15 protein-coding genes are annotated in these 18,573 nt (G+C 71.8%); 10 read left to right on the top strand and 5 right to left on the bottom strand.

Annotated features, from left to right (window positions below; all coding sequences use genetic code 11):
* The 3 genes from ADL15_RS54685 to ADL15_RS38405 all read left to right on the top strand — a co-directional run.
* A partial coding sequence (locus tag ADL15_RS54685; protein ID WP_269748422.1) for a VOC family protein occupies positions 1 to 411 on the top strand: 411 nt, incomplete at its 5' end.
* Positions 412 to 1,188: 777 nt separating this feature from the next.
* Entirely contained in the window at positions 1,189 to 2,535 is a 1,347-nt protein-coding gene (locus ADL15_RS38410) for a metallophosphoesterase (RefSeq protein WP_394326975.1), read from the top strand.
* Between the two features lie 65 nt (positions 2,536 to 2,600).
* Positions 2,601 to 5,729, top strand: a complete 3,129-nt coding sequence (locus tag ADL15_RS38405; protein ID WP_067702137.1) for a UvrD-helicase domain-containing protein — start codon at positions 2,601 to 2,603, stop codon at positions 5,727 to 5,729.
* Here ADL15_RS38405 and ADL15_RS38400 read toward each other — a convergent pair.
* Complete coding sequence (locus tag ADL15_RS38400; protein ID WP_232344800.1) at positions 5,716 to 6,285, bottom strand: prepilin peptidase; 570 nt, start codon at positions 6,283 to 6,285, stop codon at positions 5,716 to 5,718. The genes ADL15_RS38405 and ADL15_RS38400 overlap by 14 nt on opposite strands.
* Positions 6,286 to 6,463: 178 nt before the next feature.
* Between ADL15_RS38400 and ADL15_RS38395 the strand changes: the two genes are divergently transcribed.
* The 4 genes from ADL15_RS38395 to ADL15_RS38380 all read left to right on the top strand — a co-directional run bounded on the left by ADL15_RS38395 (position 6,464) and on the right by ADL15_RS38380 (position 10,549).
* Positions 6,464 to 7,099 carry an LppU/SCO3897 family protein gene (locus tag ADL15_RS38395; protein ID WP_067702134.1) on the top strand — a complete coding sequence of 212 codons (636 nt, stop codon included), beginning with the start codon at positions 6,464 to 6,466 and terminating at the stop codon, positions 7,097 to 7,099.
* Positions 7,100 to 7,189: 90 nt separating this feature from the next.
* Positions 7,190 to 8,395: an ATP-binding protein gene (locus tag ADL15_RS38390; RefSeq protein ID WP_067702131.1), complete on the top strand. Its 1,206-nt coding sequence runs from the start codon at positions 7,190 to 7,192 to the stop codon at positions 8,393 to 8,395.
* Positions 8,396 to 8,423: 28 nt separating this feature from the next.
* Complete coding sequence (locus ADL15_RS38385; RefSeq protein WP_067702129.1) at positions 8,424 to 9,035, top strand: DoxX family membrane protein; 612 nt, start codon at positions 8,424 to 8,426, stop codon at positions 9,033 to 9,035.
* Positions 9,036 to 9,316: 281 nt separating this feature from the next.
* On the top strand, positions 9,317 to 10,549 hold the full coding sequence (locus ADL15_RS38380; RefSeq protein WP_232344799.1) for a glycosyltransferase family 87 protein: 1,233 nt from the start codon (positions 9,317 to 9,319) through the stop codon (positions 10,547 to 10,549).
* A 551-nt stretch (positions 10,550 to 11,100) separates the two neighbouring features.
* Here the strand turns inward: ADL15_RS38380 and ADL15_RS38375 are convergent.
* The 4 genes from ADL15_RS38375 to moaC are packed head-to-tail and all read right to left on the bottom strand — an operon-like array spanning position 11,101 to position 13,743.
* Complete coding sequence (locus ADL15_RS38375) at positions 11,101 to 11,541, bottom strand: molybdenum cofactor biosynthesis protein MoaE (RefSeq protein ID WP_067702122.1); 441 nt, start codon at positions 11,539 to 11,541, stop codon at positions 11,101 to 11,103.
* Entirely contained in the window at positions 11,538 to 12,764 is a 1,227-nt protein-coding gene (locus ADL15_RS38370; protein ID WP_067702120.1) for a molybdopterin molybdotransferase MoeA, read from the bottom strand. The genes ADL15_RS38375 and ADL15_RS38370 overlap by 4 nt, the downstream gene beginning before the upstream one ends.
* A gap of 17 nt (positions 12,765 to 12,781) precedes the next feature.
* Positions 12,782 to 13,255, bottom strand: coding sequence for a MogA/MoaB family molybdenum cofactor biosynthesis protein (locus tag ADL15_RS38365; RefSeq protein WP_067702117.1), 474 nt, complete (start codon positions 13,253 to 13,255; stop codon positions 12,782 to 12,784).
* Entirely contained in the window at positions 13,252 to 13,743 is a 492-nt protein-coding gene (gene moaC, locus ADL15_RS38360) for a cyclic pyranopterin monophosphate synthase MoaC (RefSeq protein ID WP_067702114.1), read from the bottom strand. Before moaC ends, ADL15_RS38365 begins: the two co-directional genes overlap by 4 nt.
* A 461-nt stretch (positions 13,744 to 14,204) precedes the next feature.
* On the opposite strand from moaC, the gene ADL15_RS38355 reads away from it, so the two are divergent.
* Genes ADL15_RS38355 through ADL15_RS38345 form a run of 3 tightly spaced genes read left to right on the top strand, consistent with a single transcriptional unit; the run spans position 14,205 to position 18,438 of the window.
* On the top strand, positions 14,205 to 16,733 hold the full coding sequence (locus tag ADL15_RS38355; protein ID WP_067702111.1) for a putative bifunctional diguanylate cyclase/phosphodiesterase: 2,529 nt from the start codon (positions 14,205 to 14,207) through the stop codon (positions 16,731 to 16,733).
* Positions 16,730 to 18,004 (top strand): glycosyltransferase 87 family protein, encoded by a 1,275-nt coding sequence (locus ADL15_RS38350; protein WP_232344798.1) that lies wholly within the window; start codon positions 16,730 to 16,732, stop codon positions 18,002 to 18,004. Before ADL15_RS38355 ends, ADL15_RS38350 begins: the two co-directional genes overlap by 4 nt.
* A 23-nt stretch (positions 18,005 to 18,027) precedes the next feature.
* Positions 18,028 to 18,438: a TFIIB-type zinc ribbon-containing protein gene (locus tag ADL15_RS38345; RefSeq protein WP_067702108.1), complete on the top strand. Its 411-nt coding sequence runs from the start codon at positions 18,028 to 18,030 to the stop codon at positions 18,436 to 18,438.
* Positions 18,439 to 18,573: the final 135 nt, after the last annotated feature.

The following is an 18,573-nucleotide window of genomic DNA, read 5'->3' as shown; positions in this document are numbered from 1 at the left end:
GGCGGTGGCGGTGGCGGTGGCGGTGGCGGTGGCGGTGGCGGTGGCGAACGATCGGTGCAGACGCTGGAGATGGCCATCGACGCGCTGGACATCGCCGCGATCCGGCCGTTCTGGAAAGCCGTGCTCGGTTACACCCACGAGCCCTCCGCCGACGGGCCAACGGACCCGATCGTCGATCCGGCCGGGCAGGGGCCACCGGTGTGGTTCCAGCGGATGACCGAACCCCGCCCACAGCGCAACCGCATCCACTTCGACCTCTGCGTCCCCCACGACGAAGCACCGGCCCGGATCGCCCTGGCCCTGGCCGCCGGCGGCCACCTGGTCTCCGACCGGCGAGCCCCGGCCTTCTGGGTACTAGCCGACGCCGAAAACAACGAAATCTGCATAACCACCTGGCAGGGCCGCGACTAAACCAAGCCCCATGCCCTTGCGTGGGGAGTAACGGCGCGCTCCGCACCCAAACTCCCCACACAGAATGCGACCCCACCCTGCGTGGGGACTTTCGGTGCGCTCCGCACCCAAACTCCCCACGCAATTGGCAAACCACGCCTGCGTGGGGACTTTCGGCGCGCTCCGCACCCAAACTCCCCACACAGCATGCGACCCCACCCTGCGTGGGGACTTTCGGCGCGCTCCGCACCCAAACCCCCCACGCAACGTGCGACTCCACGTTGCGTGGGGACTTTCGGCGCGCTCCGCACCCAAACTCCCCACGCAGCGTGTGACTCCACGTTGCGTGGGGGATTGCGGCGTTGGGCGTGAGCGGGGCGCTGGCGGCACGCGGTCGCGTGGTGCGGTTCGCTGCCGCCCACCCCGGGGCGGCAAGGGTCCGCAACTCAACAATGCGAACCGGCGCCGCCCTACTCAAGGGCGGTAGGACTCCGCCACACAGCACCGCGCCCGCGGGTGCCACCTTGGGGCGGCAGGAGTCCGCAGCCGCACGCGCGGGCACTACCCGACGGGGCGAGCCGCGGGGATCCGCAGCCTGTCGGGTGACAGGTAATGGGCTGCGAACTTGACCTTGGGCGGGTGCGACTGGGCGGCCGCGCTGAGTGCGGCTCCGCGGCTGGGCTGAGGGTGCGGTGATCGAAGTACGTGGGGTCGTGGAGACTTGGGCCGGCATGGGGATGGTCGGCCACGCCGGGACGACTGTTCGGGGAGGGGTTCTTGGTGGCTGCGTTCTTCGCGGTGATCCTTCTGGTCTTCGGGCTGGTCCACTTCTATCTGTGGAAGCGGCTTGGGCACGACACGCTGCGACCCGGGTGGCCGCGACGGGTCGGCACAGTGGTGGCCCTGGTGCTGACCGTGCTGGCGCCGACGACGCTGATCGGTGTGCGCGCCGGGTACGTCAAGTGGCTCGCCTGGCCGGGCTACTTGTGGATCGCCGTGATGTTCTACCTGCTCATCGCCCTGCTCGTGCTGGAGATCCCGCGCCTGGTCGTGCGGCTGCTGTGGGTGGACCGCGTACGTACCGGAAAAGGTCACGAAGCGGCAGAAACCCGCAGCGCCGCCGCGGACGGTGAGTCGCCGCGGCCCGAGGCTGTTCCGGTCGCGACCGGCGCGCCGACCGCAACCACCGCCCACGACGCCGAACCCGGCACAAAAACCAAGGACGCCGAAGCCGGCACCAAAACCAAGACAGCCAACGCAAGCAGCGTGACAGACAAGACCGAAGCGACAAGCAACACCGAAGCGCCAAGCGACGGCACAACCGGGATCGATCGGCGGCTGGTGCTCGCGCGAGGTGCGGCGATCTTCGCCGGGCTCACCGCCGCGAGTGTCACCGGCTACGGCGTCCGCACCGCCACCAGCGCCCCGCGGATCGACCGCATGCAGATCCCGATCCCCAAGCTCCCCCGCTCCATGGACGGCACCCGCCTGGCCGTGGTCTCCGACATCCACCTCGGCCCACTGACCGGAATCGGTCACGCCCAGCGCATTACCCGCGTGATCAATTCGGTGGGCGCGGACCTGGTGTGCGTCGTGGGTGACCTTGTGGACGGCAGTGTCGCGGAACTGGGGCGGCTCGCCGAGCCGCTGCGCGGCATCGAGTCCCGGAGGGGCGCCTACTTCGTGACCGGCAACCACGAGTACTACTCCGGCTACCAGGAGTGGGTCGAGGAGGTCGCCGAGCTGGGCATGCGGCCGCTGCGGAACGAGCGCGTCGAGATCGACGGCCTTGACCTGGCCGGGGTCAATGACCTGGGCGGGGAGGAGCACGGCGACCCTGCCGACTTCGCCAAGGCACTCGGCGATCGGGACACCGCCCGGCCGGTCGTGCTGATGGCGCACCAGCCGCTGGCCGCCAAGGACGCCGCGCCCTACGGCGTCGATCTGCAGCTGTCCGGGCACACCCACGGCGGCCAGATGGCGCCGTTCAACCTCCTCGTGAAACTGCAACAACCGGTAGTCTCCGGCTTCGGACGAGTGGACGGGGTGCCGGTTTACGTGACCAATGGCGCGGGTTTCTGGGGCCCACCGGTTCGCGTGGGCGCGCCGCCGCAGGTCACGGTGGTCGAACTCCGCGTGGCGTAACTCATCAAGATCGGTAAGTGTGTTTGAGCGTGGCGATTCATGCCGGAACCGACGGCCGTGACAGGATGCGAGACGTGGAGGTCAGCCCGGACACGTACGTCGCGGACCTACACATTCATTCGCGGTATTCGCGAGCCTGCAGTCAGAGCCTGACCCTGCCCAACCTGGCGTGGTGGGCTCGGCGCAAGGGAATCGGCCTGCTGGGCACCGGTGACTTCACCCACCCGGCGTGGTTCGAGCACCTCAAGGAGAGCCTGGAACCGGCCGAACCCGGCCTCTACCGGCTCAACGACGAGGAGCCGATCACCCAGCGGCTGCCCGGTTCGTTGCGCGGCACCACGCCGGCCCGGTTCATGCTGTCCGTGGAGATCTCCACGATCTACAAGCGGGACGACCGGACCCGCAAGGTGCACCACCTGCTCTACGCGCCCGACTTCGCCTCGGCCGCAAAGATCAACACTGCATTGGGCCGGATCGGCAACCTGACCGCGGACGGCCGGCCGATCCTCGGTCTGGACTCCCGCGACCTGCTGGAGATCACTCTCGAGGCCGGCGGATACCTGGTCCCGGCGCACATCTGGACCCCGTGGTTCTCCGCGCTGGGCTCGAAGTCCGGCTTCGACGCGATCGCCGACTGCTACGCCGACCTCGCCCACCACATCACCGCCGTCGAGACCGGGCTCTCCTCCGACCCGGCGATGAACTGGCGGGTCTCCAGCCTGGACAACTACCGCCTGGTCTCGAACTCGGACGCGCACTCCCCCGCCGCGCTGGCCCGTGAGGCCACCCTGTTCACCGGCACCCCCGACTACTTCGCGGTCCGGGACGGCATCGGCCAGGCCGGCACGCTCGAGTTCTTCCCGGAAGAGGGCAAGTACCACGCCGACGGGCACCGCGCCTGCAACGTCAGCTGGGAGCCGGAACGCACCCGGCAGGCCGGCGGCACGTGCCCGCAGTGCGGCCGCCCGCTGACCGTCGGCGTGCTCAGCCGGGTCGAGGACCTGGCCGACCGGCCGGAGGGCTTCGCCCGCGACACGCACGTCGAGCACCTGATCCAGCTGCACGAGATCATCGGCGAGATCCACGGCGTCGGCCCCAAGTCGAAGACCGTCGAGTCGCAGCTCAACCACCTGGTCGCGACGCTCGGCGCGGAGCTGGACATCCTGCGCAAGGTCCCGGTCGACGAGATCGGCAAGGCCGGCGGCGACGAACTGCGCGAGGCCATCTCCCGGCTGCGGCGCGGCGAGGTCCGCCGCATTCCGGGGTACGACGGTGAGTACGGCGTGATCACCCTCTTCGAGCCCGGTGAGCTGCGCAACCGCAACAGCGCTCCGCAGGTCGAGACGCTGTTCGACATGGTCCCGGTGGAGAAGCCGAAGGCCGCCCCTCCCCGCGACGACAAGCCGAAGCCCAAGCCCAAACCGGCGAAGGAGAAGCCGGCCCCGCCGCCGCTCGCCCCGCCGCCCAGCCCGCACGAGCCGTTCGAGCCGATGCTGGCCGGCATGGAAGAGGTCGGCACCGGCCTGTTGGACCGGCTGGACGCGATGCAGCGGGTGGCCGCGTCGGCACCCGGTGGACCGCTGCTGATCGTGGCCGGCCCGGGCACCGGCAAGACCCGGACGCTGACGCACCGGATCGCGTACCTCTGTGCCGAGCTGGGTGTCTTCCCGGAGCGTTGCCTGGCGATCACGTTCACCCGGCGGGCCGCGGCCGAGCTGCGCGAACGGCTGGAGAACCTGCTCGGCGACGTGGCCGAGGACATCACCGTCGGCACGTTCCACGCGCTGGGCCTGACCATCCTGAAGGAGAACGCCAAGGCGGCCGGTCTCGGCACCGGCTGGCGGATCGCCGAGGAGACCGAGCAGAAGCAGGCGCGGGAGCAGGCCGGCGAGGACGACACGGCGTACCGGAAACTCCTGCGTCAGCAGGATCTGGTCGACCTGGACGACCTGATCAGCGTGCCGGTGTCGCTGCTGCGCGACGACACCGCGCTCGTCGAGCGGTACCGCAAGCGCTGGCAGTGGATCTTCGTGGACGAGTACCAGGACGTCGACGACCTGCAGTACGAGCTGCTGCGCCTGCTCAGCCCGGCGGACGGCAACCTGTGCGCGATCGGCGACCCGGACCAGGCGATCTACTCGTTCCGGGGCGCGGACGTGCGCTACTTCCTGCGCTTCAACCAGGACTTCGTCGACGCCCGGCTGGTCCGGCTGACCCGCAACTACCGGTCCTCGGCGCCGATCCTGGCCGCCGCGGTGCAGGCCATCCAGCCGACCACGCTGGTCCGTGGCCGCCGGCTGGACCCGGCCCGGCTGGACCCGGAGTCTCCGCTGGTCGGCCGCTATCCGGCGCGCAGCGTCTCGGACGAGGCCGACTTCGTGGTCCGGACCATCGACGAGCTGGTCGGCGGCCTCTCGCACCGGTCGCTCGACTCCGGCCGGGTGGATTCCCGCGCGGCCGTCACCGGCACGCTGTCGTTCTCCGACGTCGCGGTGCTCTACCGCACCGACGCGCAGTCCGGTCCGATCCTGGACGCGCTGCTGCGGGCCGGTGTCCCGGTGCAGAAGCGCTCGCACAACCGGCTGCGGGACCGGCCCGGCGTCCAGGTGATCGCCCGCGAGCTGCGGCACGCCGGTGGGCCGGGCGGTGCGCTGCCGGCCCGGATCAAACTGGCCGCGCAGGTGCTGTCCCAGCGGTATTCGGCGCCGACGCTGGACGGCGGGCAGATCACGCCGGAGGACATCTGGTCGGCGGCTGACCTGCTCACCCCGCTGGGTGAGCGAGCCGGCGAGGACCTGCCGCTGTTCCTGCAGCAGCTGGAGACCGGCGCCGAGGTGGACGCGCTGGACCCGCGGGCCGAGGCGGTCAACCTGCTCACCCTGCACGCGGCCAAGGGCCTGGAGTTCCCGGTGGTGTTCCTGGTCGGCTGCGAGGACGGGCTGCTGCCGCTGCGCTGGCCCGGTTCGACGCCGACCGAGGACGAGATCGCCGAGGAGCGGCGGCTGTTCTTCGTCGGGCTGACCCGGGCGCAGGACCGGCTCTACGTCAGCTATTCGGCGAAGCGGTCGCGGCACGGCAGCGAGCGGGAGCAGCAGCCGACGCCGTTCCTTGACGTGATCGATTCCGGGCTGTTCGAGCGGCTCGGCGAGTCCACCCCGTCCCGGCCGAAGGACCGGCAGCTCAGGCTGCTGTGACAAGTACACCGGTCAGGGCACCGAGCAGCAGCGCCGGACCGAACGGGAACACCCGGCCCCGCCGGGTCACCAGCAGGTAGATCGCGGTCAGCCCACCGAGCAGGTGGGCTGACCCGATCCCGGTCACCACGGCCGGCCACCCGCCGAGCAGGCCGAGCAGCAGCGCCAGCACCGCGCCGAGTTTCACGTCGCCGAACCCGAGGCCCCGCCCGGGCAGCAGGGCGAGTGCCAGATATCCGGCTCCGGTCAGCAGGGCCGCCGCCAGCGCCGGGACTATCCGGTACGGCGTGAGCAGCGCCAACGGCGGCCCCACCCCGAACGCCAGCGTCGCGACCAGCGGGTCGGGCAGCCGTAACGAGCGCAGATCGGTCAGCGCCAGCAGGACTCCGACCTCGGCGGCGATCAGCAGTACCGGCAGTTGTGGCGCCGGGCCGAGCCGCACGGCGAGCAGCCCGGCAGCCCCGGCGGCGGACAGAAGCGCAGGTGGACGGCGCGTCAGCGGAAACGCCGCGGCGCACCCGAACACGATCGACAGGATCACGAGAAGTGACGGCACGACCCGGGAAGGTAACGACTCGGGCGGGCGAACACCGGTCGGGTTGTGGACAACACCAGGGGGTGTGATGTGTCCGCAGGCGATTCCCGCACCGTCGCGGCGGGCCGCGCACGATACCGTGGCAGGCGGCGTAAGCGCCCAAAAGCGTCACCCGAGAGCCAGAAAGGAGGATTCCGCGATGTCGCACGACGGCCCGTATTCCGGCCCGCCCTGGTCCGGCGGGCGGCCCGAGGAGCCGTACGCGGAACCCTCCGACCCGTGGGGCGAGAGTGGCCGCGCCGTGCCCGACCCGGCCTGGGACGCCCCGCAGCAGTACACCCCGCAGCCGTCCTGGCAGCAGCAACCGGCGCCCGCCCCGCAGCAGCCGGCACCTGCCCCGCCGCCCTCGCAGCACCGGCGCGGCTTCGCCCTGGGCGCCCTGATCGCGGTGCTCAGCGTCATGGTCGGCGGTGGTCTCGCCACCACGGTCTGGTTCCTGCTCAGCCGCAACGACGACGCGACGTCCCCGGTGGCCGCCACGTCCACCGCGGCGGCGACCGTGCCCCGGCCGCAGACCAGTGCCGACGCGCGCTTCGCCACCAAGGGCCAGTGCGTCCGGAACGAGGGCACCAACACCGAGCCCGACCTGCAGATCGTGGTGTGCGCGTCGAACACCTACGAGGTGTTGAAGCGCATCGACGGCCGGGCCACGGGTGAGAAGGACGCCGTCGCCAAGTGCGGCAAAGTGCCTGGTTACACCAAGTGGTACTACTACGACACCGAGTACGACGACGTCGACTTCGTGCTCTGCCTCCGCGAGTATGGCCCCGTCTAGCGATCTCTAGCCCAAAAGCTAGACAGACGTAGAGCGTCATATCGAACCATCTCTAGCGTTCGTCCTAGATGGCCCGATACTGTGCTACCCGTGGATCCGGTGCGGAACCCGTATGCTCCCGGCGCCGGCCAGCGCCCACCCGAGCTGGCCGGGCGCAGCCGTGAGCTGGACGCGTTCGACGTCGTCCTGGAGCGGGTCGCCCGCGGCCGCCCGGAACGCAGCCTGGTCCTCACCGGCCTGCGCGGCGTCGGCAAGACCGTGCTGCTCAACACGCTGCGCTCGGCGGCGATCGGGCAGCTCTGGGGCACCGGCAAGATCGAGGCCCGGCCCGACCAGTCGCTGCGCCGCCCGGTCTCCGGCGCGCTGCACATGGCGATCCGCGAGCTGGCCCCGCACCACCGCGACCCGGACCGGGTCGACGAGGTGCTGGCCGTGCTCAAGGCGTTCGCGCTGCGCTCCAACGACCCGAACGGCAAGATCCGGGACCGCTGGACGCCCGGCATCGACGTGCCGCCGGCGCGCGGCCGGGCCGACTCCGGCGACATCGAGATCGACCTGGTCGAGCTGTTCACCGACGTCGCCTCGCTCGCCACCGACGTGGGCACCGGGATCGCGCTGTTCATCGACGAGATGCAGGACCTGAGCGGCACCGACGTGTCGGCGCTCTGCGCGGCCTGCCATGAGCTCTCCCAGCTGGGCGCGCCGCTGATCGTGGTGGGCGCCGGGCTGCCGCACCTGCCCGCGGTGCTGTCCGCCGCCAAGTCGTACTCCGAGCGGCTGTTCCGGTATCAACGGATCGACCGGCTCGATCGGGACGCGGCCGACCTGGCGCTCGGTGTGCCGGCCGAGCGGGAGGGCGTGGACTACGACCAGGAGGCGCTCGACCTGCTCTACGAGAAGTCGGGCGGGTATCCGTATTTCGTCCAGGCGTACGGAAAAGCGACCTGGGACCACGCGCCGCAGTCCCCGGTGACCGCGGACGACGTCCGGATGGCCGCGCCGGAGGCGGAGAGCGAGCTGGCGGTCGGCTTCTTCGGCTCGCGCTTCGAGCGGGCCACCCCGGCCGAGCGGGAGTACATGCGGGCGATGGCGGCGCTCTCCAACGACCCCGGCAACGACATGGACGCCGCCGTGCCGACCTCGGAGATCGCGCTGTCGCTGGGCCGCAAGCCGGCCAGCCTGTCGCCGGCCCGGGATGCCCTGATCAAAAAAGGTCTCATCTATTCCGGCGAGCGCGGCACCGTGGCCTTCACCGTCCCGCATTTCGGCCGCTACCTCAGAACACAGCCGGTGTGACCACGCGGTAACGGGTATAAGGGATTTCATGAAGCCCGTCCGCACCGCCGCCCGAGCCATGCTCGCCTCGATCTTCGTGATCAGCGGGGTCCGTGTGCTGATCAAACCCGGCGAGGCCCGGGTCCAAGCCGCCCGCCGGGTCACCGACCGTCTCACCCCGCTGCTGGAGAAGGCCGATCCCCGGCTGCCCTCGGACGCGGAAACGCTGGTCCGGCTGAAGGCCGGCGCCGACGTGCTGGCCGGGCTGGCCCTGGCTACCGGGCGTTTCACCCGGCCGGCCGCCGCGGTGCTGGCCGCCGGGCTGGTGCCGACCACGTATGCCGGCCACCCGTTCTGGGCCGTCCCGAAGGACCGCCGCGCCGACCAGCAGATCCACTTCCTGAAGAACCTGGGGCTGCTCGGCGGGCTGCTGCTCGCCGCGGCCGACACCGAGGGCGAGCCGAGCCTGCGCTATCGGGCCGGTCACGCGGTGGACCGCAGCCAGCGCGAGCTCAGCCACGCGGTGGACCGCAGCCAGCGGCGGCTCAGCCAGGCGGTGGACCGGTCCCGGCGGTCGGCCCGGCGCGCGGTGCGCACCGCCAAGCGGGAAGCCAAGATCGCCGCGCTCTCGGCGGCCACCGCCCGCAAGCTGCCCGGCTGATCAAAATCGGGCGCGAAACGCACCTCCTGTGCGCGAACCGCATGTGCGAATTGTCTAGATAACAACCTTAATGCGGCCTTTGCGTTAAAGCGGACGAGGGGCCGCACGGACGGTCTGCGCCTTCTAAGCTCGCTTCCGCCCGGCAACGAAACCTGCCGCCCTTGCGGCGGCAGGCCGTGCCGTGCCCGGAGGACGAGACGGGGGGTCGCGCCATGCCGGTCATCCAACGACGCGCGCTTCGCGCTGCGCAAAGCAGGTCCGCGCTGGTCACGCTGGGCGTTTTGGGCACCCTCGCGCTGATCGCGATCGCCCTTTCCCGGTACGGCCTGAGCACCCTGGCCGTCACCCACTCCGCCGTCCGCGACTGGTTGCACGGCGCGGAGCTGTACGCGTACCGCGAACCGGTCAGCCAAGCCGGAGCCGCGCTGCCTCCGGCACTGGCCATCCTCCTCGCGCCCCTGGTGCTCCTGCCGCTGCGCGCCGCCGGCTGGATCCTGGCCCTCAGCGGTGTCGCGGCCCTGCTGCTCGCCACCGTGGTGCTGGCCGGCCCGATCGCCCGCCGGTACGGCCGCCGCCGCACCCCACTGGTCCTCGCCGCGGCCGGGCTCGCCCTGCTCACCGAACCGGTCCGGGCCGCGCTCGGCGAGGGGCGCCCGGAGCTGCTGCTGTTCGGCCTCGTGGTGGCGGACCTGGTGGCGTTGCGCCGGGCCCGCCGCGCCCAGTGGTGGCGCACCGACCGGCACCTGCCGCTGGCCGACCGGATCCGGCAGACCTGGGCCGACGGTTCCTGGGCCGGCGTCGGCACCGGGCTGGCCGCCGCGTTCGCGGTCACCCCGATCTTCTTCCTGGCCGGTCTGCTCGTGCTGCGGCAGCGCCGGGCCGCCCTGACCGCACTGACCACCGCGGTCACCACCACGCTCGCCGGGCTGCTGTTCGCCCCGCGCGAGACGATCACCTGGTTCGGCGACACGCTCTGGGAACTGAACCGGACCGAGCCCCTCAACGACGCCGCCAACCAGGCCCTGGCCGGCGTGCTGGCCCGGCTCTACGGCTTCCCGGCGCCGCCGGTGCTGGTCTGGCTGTCGTTCGGGGTGCTGCTGCTGGCGGTCGGGCTGATCCGGGCCCGCTCCGCCTACGCCGAGGGTGACGAGGTCGCCGCGTTCACGATGATCGGCATGGCCGCCGCGGCGTTCGGCCCGATGACCACGCCGGCCGAGCTGATCTGGCTGGTCCCGGCGGTCCTGGTGCTGGCCGACGGCGCCATCCACCGTGGCACCGACATCCGCCGCACCCGCAAGATCCGCCGCGGCGAGGCGCTCCTCGGCGCGGCCGCCATCTCCGGCTACGCCCTCCTGCTCGCCGCCCCGGCCGACCTGCTCGCCATCAACGGATACGCACTAGCCCTGATCGTCCTGGTCAGCGCCCTACCCTGGCGCCCAGCCCCAGCCACCACCCAGCGCCCCGGCCACCCAGCCCGCCGCTCCGCCGCCATCCCAGTCCCCCGCGGCGGCTGACCCCTCCACCGGCGCGAGGTTGTCGTCAGCTCCCGGCCAACCCTCCGCCGGCGCGAGGTTGTCGTCGGCTCGAGCGCCCTATTTGGTACGAATACGGAGCGCTCGCCCGCAGGCTACAAGCCGAGTCCCGCCCGTGAGGCCACCGCGACGCCGCCGCCACCCCGGACCGCTGCGCGCCTCCGTGCCCCGGCTGGCGCCGAGGGGTGCCTCAAAGGCCGGGAGGCACCCCTGAACACCAGCCAGAAACGGGCAGCTGGCGCTCAGGGGTGCCTCGGAACCTCGGACACACCCCTGAGAGCCAGCCAGGGCTTCGCGGCGCGCCGCGGTCCCGGGTAAGCCGCGGCCTCGCGCGGGTAAAGCCCAGCTCACGGCCGCGGCTGGCTCTGAGGGGTGTCTCCAAGGGCTGGAGGCACCCCTGTGAACCAGCCGACGACGGGAGGCGCGCTGCGGTCCGGGGTGGGCCGGGCCTCGCGTCGGCCTCACGGGCGGGACTTGGCTTGTAGCCTGCGGACTAGCGCTCGGTATTCGTACCAAATGGGGGTTGAAGATGGTTATGGGCAGTTCACCCATTCTTCGGCGCCGTCTGCGAAGACCTGGCGTTTCCAGATCGGGAGGCGGGCCTTGGCCTCGTCGACCAGGCGGCCGCACGCTTCGAACGCGGCCGCGCGGTGGGCCGTGCTGACCGAGGCCACCAGGGCCACGTCGCCGATCTGCAGGACGCCGACCCGGTGCGAGACCGCGACCGCGTAGACCGCCGGGTCGGCGGCGATCTCCTCGGCGACCTCGCGCAGGACCGCGGCCGCGGACGGATGGCCCTCGTATTCCAGCAGCGTGACGCCGCGCCCGTGGTCGTGATCGCGGACCACGCCCTGGAACGAGACGACCGCGCCGGCCCGCCGGTCGGCGACCGCGGCCTCGTGCGCGGCCAGGTCGAGCGGGGTGTCCAGCACCTCGGCGAGGATCACCGGGCTGGTGCGGTTCTCGGTGGTCATGCTCGCTCTCCGGGCAGCAACGGAAGGGGCAGGAAGGGCACCAGGTCGCCGGCCGCGACCTTGACACCGGGCCGGACCACGACGAAGCCGTGCGCGTTGGCCAGGCCGCGCAGCATCGCCGAGCCGACGTGGCCGACCGGGGTGGCGGTCCGGCCGGTCGGGTCCAGGGCGGCCAGCGCCAGGTGCGTGTCGCGGCCGCGGCCGGGCACCGGGACAGCCGCCTCGACCAGCGGCAGGTCGCCGGTGAACGGGCGGCCGGCCAGCCCGGCGAGCAGCGGGGCGACCAGGCTGATCAGGGCGATCACCGCGGACTGCGGGTTGCCGGGCAGGCCGGCGAGGAAGCGCGGGCGGCCGTCCGGGCCGGGGACCCGGGCCAGCAGCATCGGGAAGCCGGGGCGGACCCCGACCGTGTTCACCAGGTATTCGGCGCCCAGCTCGGCCAGCGCCGGGTGCAGGTGGTCGACCGGGCCGTGCATGGTGCCGCCGGTCGTGCAGACCAGGTCGGCGGTGTCCAGCGCGGAGCGGATCGCGTCCAGGTGCGCGTCGAGGGTGTCCTTGACCGGGCCGGACACCGCGGTGATCGTCGCGCCGTAGCGCCGCAGCCAGGCCGGCACCTGCGGGCCGAGCGAGTCACGGACCCGACCGGCGCCGGGCGGCCCCGCGGTGAGCAGCTCGTCGCCGAAGACGAGCAGGGCGGCACGCGGCTCGGGCCGTACCGTCAAGGTCTCATAACCGCAGGTGGCGGCGACCCCGATGACGGCCGGGTCGACGGCCGCGCCGGCCGGCAGCAACTCCTCGCCGAGCTCGGCCTCCTCCCCCGGCAGGCGCCACTCCGGCATCGGCCGCGGGGTGCCGGTGACCCGGCCGTCCGCGCCGGTGACCGACTCCTCGACCCGGATCAGGGCGGCGGCGCCGTCCGGCACCATCGCGCCGGTGGCGATCTCGACGCAGACACCGTCCTCGGTCAGCGGTGGTGGCGTGCCGCCGGCCAGCACCCGGCCGACCGGCCGCCAGGGGCCGGTGCCGCGCACCGCCCAGCCGTCGATGCTCGACGTCGGGAACGCCGGCAGCGCGGTGAGCGCCCGCAACGGCTCGGCCAGGGTGCGGCCGTCGCCGGCCGTCAGGGGAATCCGCTCGGCGCCGGCCGAGGCGGCGAGACCGGCCTGGTAGGCCAGCTCCCTGGCCTGCTCCCAGCCGACCGGGGTGTTCACGTCAGCACTCACCGGTCGAGCCTAATGCGCTAGTGGTCGCCGCCGCGGATCTGGTCGACGGTGTGTGCAAGGAGTGGACCCAGGACGGCGAGACCGTCCTTGGCGCCGCCGGTCGAGCCGGGCAGGTTCACGATCAGGGTCCGGCCGGCCACCCCGGCGAGGCCACGGGAGAGCGCGGCCGCCGGAACCTTGTCGCGGCTGTACGCCCGGATCGCCTCGGCGATGCCCGGCACCTCGAAGTCGAGCAGCCCGCGGGTCGCCTCGGGGGTCCGGTCGGTCGGGGTGACCCCGGTCCCGCCGCTGGTCAGGATCACGTCCACGCCGTCCGCGAGCGCGGCACGCAGCGCCTCGATGACCGGGTCGCCGTCCGGGACCACGACCGGTTCGTCCACCTCGCAGCCGAGTTCGCGCAGGCCGGTGACCAGGCGGGGGCCGCTGGTGTCGGCGTAGACCCCGGCAGCGGCCCGGTTCGACGCGACGATCACTCGGGCGCGGATCGTCATGGCCGGTCCTCCGGGCGTACCCAGTCTCCGGTCTTGCCGCCCTCTTTGCGGAGCACCCGGACCGACTCGATGCTTGCCGCCGGGTCCACCGCCTTGATCATGTCGATCATCGTGAGGCCGGCCGTGGCCACCGCGGTGAGCGCTTCCATCTCGACCCCGGTGCGGTCGGCGGTCTTGGTGGTCGCGGTGATCTCCACCGAGTCGGTGCCGAGCGCCAGCTCGACAGTGACCCCGTGCAGCCCGATCGGGTGACAGAGCGGGATGAGGTCGGGGGTGCGCTTGGCCCCCATGATCCCGGCGAGCCGGGCGACCGCCAGCGCGTCGCCCTTCGGCAGGTTCTCGCCCCGGAGCAGTTCGATCACCGCGGGCGTGGTGCGGACCGAGCCGGCCGCGACCGCGCGGCGGACGCTCACCGCCTTGGCGGACACGTCGACCATCCGGGCGGCGCCGGTCTCGTCGACGTGCGTCAGGTGCTTTTCCTGGGGCATACCGGGAGCTTATAGAGCGTTCGACGTAACCGCGTTCGCATCAACGCCCGATTGGCTTCACACTTTGTCCATACCGCCTTCGCAGAGTTCCGCCACTGCTCAGGGACCCTGCCGAGGTGGAATGACAATAGTAATCGGAACTTATTACCATCGCTTTCCGTTGCCATTCGGAAACTGTCGGTGACGAAATGCTGAGCGCTTTCCGCATCATGCTCAAAACGACACGATTCACTAGAAACCGGACCGCCGCGCGCCTATCTTCGATCTCGTCGCGACACAAGAGAACGCCAGCTCGTTAGTGGAACCGGACCCGTTCGCGGGGGATTCCACCGACGTCGAGATGAGGAGAACGCCATGCGTAGCGGCGACTGGGGCTGAACCACAGTGATGCGCAAAACGGCGCAGATGAATAGCCTGGAACCCTGAGCTACGGCTCAGTTGCGTTCGGCGACAAGGATGTCATGCCTGACACCAGCTTCAACGACGACGCGACCGATCGGCGGCTTCGGCTGCTCATCGGTCTCGTCGTCGTGTTGGGGCTCGGCGCCTCGGCCTGGTGGATCTCCTACCTGCACCACCACCCGGCGCCGACCCCCTCGATCGCCGTCCTGACGCTGCTCTGCCTGACCGTGGCGGCGGCCTACCGCTTCCGCGTCTCGGTCCGGGTGCGGTCCAGCGTGGACGGCCTGGCCTGGGCCGAGATGCCGGTGCTGGTCGGGCTGGCGCTCGTGCCGACACCGTGGGTCGCGCTCTGCGCGGCGATCGGCGTCGGCATCGTCCGGCTGCTGACCCGGGCCGGAGCGCAGAAGACCGTCTTCGCGGTGGCCAAGGAGGCGCTGACCGCCTGCGCGGCCGGCGCGATCTTCGCGGCCTACGGGGTCCAGCCGAGCGTCACCGACCCGTACGTCCCGGTGGGGGTGCTGGTCGCCGCGCTCACCGTGTTCACCCTCGTCGACCAGCTGGTCTTCATCCCGGTGGTGGCGACCGGCACCCGCACCAGCGTGCTGGCGGCCGCCCGGCGCAACTGGATCGGCAAGGTCATCGGGTACCTCGGCCAGCTCGGTGCCACCCTGCTGGTGCTCTGGGTGCTGTCCAGTGACGCGAACGTGCTGCTCCTGCTGGTCGCTCCGCTCGTTGTGGCTTGCATGTACCTGTGGCAGTCCCGCAGCTCCCGCACCCGCGAGGAGCGCGAGTCGTGGCAGCGCCTGGCCCGGGCCACCGACGAGCTCAACGCCGTCGACCTCACCCAGGTCCTGCACTCCGCGACGACCCGCGCCGCACAGATCTTCTCGGCCGTCGAGGCGGTCATCGACCTGACCACCGGGGGCATCGGGCGTACCGTCCGGGCCACCGAGGACCACGTGCTGGCCGACGGCCCGCCCGCGATCGGACCGGCCCGCGCCGACGAGACCACTGTGGATCTCGTCGCGCACGAGGGCGGGGCCCGGGTGGGCGTGCTGCGGTTGCGGTTCGGCGGGACGGTGCGGCTCACCGAGTTCGAGCAGTACAAATTGCGTACGTTCACCTCGGCCGTCTGCACCGCCATCCGCAACGCGCAGGCGTACGCCGAGCTGGAACGCATCGCGGCGGAGAACGCCTACGCCGCCGCACACGACCCGCTCACCGGCCTGGCCAACCGCCGCCACCTGTACGAACAGGCCGAGCGCCGATGCCAGGACACCTCGCCGGACGGCCTCGTCGCCCTGCTGATCATCGACCTGAACCACTTCAAAGAGGTGAACGACACGTTGGGCCACGCGGCCGGCGACGACGTGCTGCGTGAGGTGGCCCGCCGGCTGGACGAGGCGGCCCCGCCCGGCGACCTGGTCGCCCGGCTGGGTGGCGACGAGTTCGCGGTGCTGCTCACCGGCCTGCCCACCCCCGCCCTGGCCAACCACCGGGCCACCGCGATGCTCGCCGCCCTCGAGCCCAGCATCGAGGTCGAAGGCATGCGGATCACCGTCGAGGCGGCCGGCGGCATCGCGCTGGCCGTCGGCACCGGCAGCGTCGAGGAGCTGATGCGGCGCGCCGACATCGCCATGTACCAGGCGAAACGCGCCGGCGAGCCGACCATGATCTACGCGCACGCCCGGGACACCTCGGACGTCGAGCGGCTGATGCTCACCGGCGAGTTGCGCCGGGCGGTAAGCGAGCACGAGTTCACCGTGGACTTCCAGCCGATCGTCGATCTCGGCAGCGGCGAGGTGGTCTCGGCCGAGGCCCTGGCCCGCTGGCACCACCCCGACCAGGGTGATCTCACCACCGTGCAGTTCCTCGAGACGGTGGAGCGGTCCGGTCAGCTGCCGGCGTTCGCCGACGCCGTGCTGGAGCAGTCGCTGCTGGCCATGCAGAGCTGGCGGGCGGCCGGGTTCGACCTGCCGGTGGCGGTGAACGTGTCACCGCGCAGCCTGCTCGACCCGGACTTCCCGGCCGCCGTGCTGGCCCGGCTCGAACGCCACGACGTGTCACCCGGTCAGCTGGTCCTGGAACTCGCCGAGACCCTCACCATCAGCCAGCTCGACGTGGTCGAACGGGTGCTCGCCGAGCTGCGCAACGCCGGGGTCCGGCTGGCCGTCGACGACTTCGGGACCGGGGTCTCCTCGCTCTCCGTGCTCTCCCGCATCCCGGTGCACCAACTCAAGATCGACAGCGAGTTCGTGGCATCCGTGGAGACCTCGGCGGAGGCGGCCGCGGTCGTCCGGACCACCGTCGACCTGGCCCGCAACCTGCACCTCACGGTCGTCGCCGAGGGCGTGGAGAGCGAGCCGCAGCGGCGGGCGCTCTGGGCGCTGGGTTGCACGGCCGGTCAGGGTCACCTGTTCGCCCGGCCGCTGTCCGCGGCCCGGTTCCTCGGCACGCTGCAGCGCGGGTCCGGCGGGCGGCCCGGCGTGCTGGCATCGGCGCTGCACGATGCCGGGTCGGTGGTGCGGATGCCGGTCCGCAGGTCGGCCGGGCCAGGGAGATCTTCTCTGCCACACTTGCCGGCGTGACACAACCCGCCGGCGGACTGCTCGGGCGCATCGACCGGGCGGCCGGTGGACTGGCGGCCGACTTGGGGCTGTACCTGATCTCGGCCACGTTCGCCCTGGTCACCGGGCTGACGTCGACGCTGTTGCCGCATCGGGCCTGGGGGCTGATCGCCGCGTGGGGCTATCTGGCCGCCGCGCTGCTGGTGCTCGGGCAGATGCTGCTGCGCCGTACCGCGTTCGCCGCGGATCGCTTCCGGGCCGGGCTGACGTGGCTGACCTGGTCGGCTGTCGCGCTGGTGCCGTTGGTCGTGGAGGCGGTGCAGCGGGCCGGCGGGCGTACCGACCGGGCGCAGGAAGAGGTGCTGGTCGTCGAGTCGATGGGCCGGTCGCTGCTGGAGCACGGGACGCCGTACCTGAGTCGCGCCGAGATCGCCGCGATTCCGCTCGACGAGCGCTTGATGGGCTACCGGCCGTACCAGCCCGGCATGGCGATCTTCGGCCTGCCGCGGGCGTTCGCCGGTGACCACTGGTGGACCGACGCGCGGATCTGGTTCGCGGTGGTCACGGTGGTCGCCCTGGTCACGGCCCTGCGTTTTTGCAACCCCTTTCCGGTACGGGCGATCCAGGCGGCAACCGTCCTCCCGGTGACCGCGCTGACCCTGGCGACGGGCGGCGACGACATCCCGGTGCTCGCACTGTGCCTGCTCGCGCTGGCCCTGGCCGCCGGCGGTCGATTCGGCTGGTCCGGTGTCGCGGTCGGTCTTGCCGCGTCCGCCAAGCTGTTCGCCTTCCCGGTCGTCGCGGTGCTGGTCGTGCTGGCCGTGGTCAACGGCCGGGGCCGTCGCCTGCTTCCGTTCGCGCTCGGCCTGCCGATCCTGGCCCTGCTCCCGCCGCTGCTGGTGAACGCGGACTCGCTGATCGAGAACGTGCTCCGGTTCCCGCTCGGGCACGGCCTGGTGACCAGCCCGGCGCAGTCACCGTTCCCCGGCTACCTGATCGCCGAGAACCTGCCCGGCGGACGCGTCCTGGCCGCCGGGCTGCTCGGCGTCGCGGCCCTGGTGATCGCGTGGCGGCTGGTGCGCCACCCGCCCCGGGACGCCGGCGCCGCCGCGCTGTTCTGCGGGTGGGGTCTGCTCGCCGCGATCCTGCTGATGCCCACCACCCGGTTCGGGTACCTGCTCTACCCGGTGGCGCTGCTGCTCTGGACGCCGGCCCTTCATCCTGTCCTGCAGAGTGGTCCCCTTCTGGCTGGTCCACAGAAAGCGCACAGGTTCTTCCGCCCCATCGGATGACACAGCCTTGTACCGTCAATGAGATGCAGATGACCTGTCCCAAGTGCCACGGTGAGATGCGGGTCTACGAGCGCAGCGGCGTCACGATCGACCAGTGCACGGAATGCCGCGGCATCTTCCTTGACCGTGGCGAGCTGGAAAAACTCTTCACCGCTGAGGCCAACTTCAACCGTTCTTCGTCGGCGCCGGGCCCTGCCTCGCACACCCCGCCGCCGCCCCCGCCGCCGCAGCAGCAGCCGCACGGCGGCCACGGTGGGTATGCTCCGCCGCCCCCGCCGCCCTACGGCGCTCCGGTTCACCACGCCCCGCCGGTCGCCTACCCGCCGGCCGCACACTACCCGCCGGCCGCGCCGCGTTACGGACACCACGGCCACTACCGCCAGCACCACGGCCACTACCGTCGCCGGGGCTTCCTCCACGACCTGTTCGACTGATCGCTCTCGTTCGGTAGTCCTGCTCATTTGCTGACCGACCCGCTCCAGCCCGGTTCCCCCGGGCCGGGGCGGGTCGTCGCGCGTCCAGACCTGGTCGGCCGTCGCGTCCCGGCCAGACCGTGCCGGTCGTCGCGG

The sequence above is a fragment of the Actinoplanes awajinensis subsp. mycoplanecinus genome (genome assembly GCF_001509495.1).
GTDB classification, from domain to species: Bacteria; Actinomycetota; Actinomycetes; order Mycobacteriales; family Micromonosporaceae; genus Actinoplanes; species Actinoplanes palleronii.
Note: the sequence above shows the minus strand (reverse complement) of the source record. Positions and strands in the feature narration are given on the sequence as shown.

What these genes read in the sequence shown, in the direction of transcription:
- ADL15_RS38405 (WP_067702137.1), top strand. Translation starts at nt 2,601, where the DNA reads ATGCGAGACGTGGAGGTCAGCCCGGACACGTACGTCGCGGACCTACAC.
- ADL15_RS38395 (WP_067702134.1), top strand. Translation starts at nt 6,464, where the DNA reads ATGTCGCACGACGGCCCGTATTCCGGCCCGCCCTGGTCCGGCGGGCGG.
- ADL15_RS38385 (WP_067702129.1), top strand. Translation starts at nt 8,424, where the DNA reads ATGAAGCCCGTCCGCACCGCCGCCCGAGCCATGCTCGCCTCGATCTTC.
- ADL15_RS38375 (WP_067702122.1), bottom strand. Translation starts at nt 11,541, where the DNA reads ATGACCACCGAGAACCGCACCAGCCCGGTGATCCTCGCCGAGGTGCTG.
- ADL15_RS38365 (WP_067702117.1), bottom strand. Translation starts at nt 13,255, where the DNA reads ATGACGATCCGCGCCCGAGTGATCGTCGCGTCGAACCGGGCCGCTGCC.
- moaC (WP_067702114.1), bottom strand. Translation starts at nt 13,743, where the DNA reads ATGCCCCAGGAAAAGCACCTGACGCACGTCGACGAGACCGGCGCCGCC.
- ADL15_RS38355 (WP_067702111.1), top strand. Translation starts at nt 14,205, where the DNA reads ATGCCTGACACCAGCTTCAACGACGACGCGACCGATCGGCGGCTTCGG.
- ADL15_RS38345 (WP_067702108.1), top strand. Translation starts at nt 18,028, where the DNA reads ATGCAGATGACCTGTCCCAAGTGCCACGGTGAGATGCGGGTCTACGAG.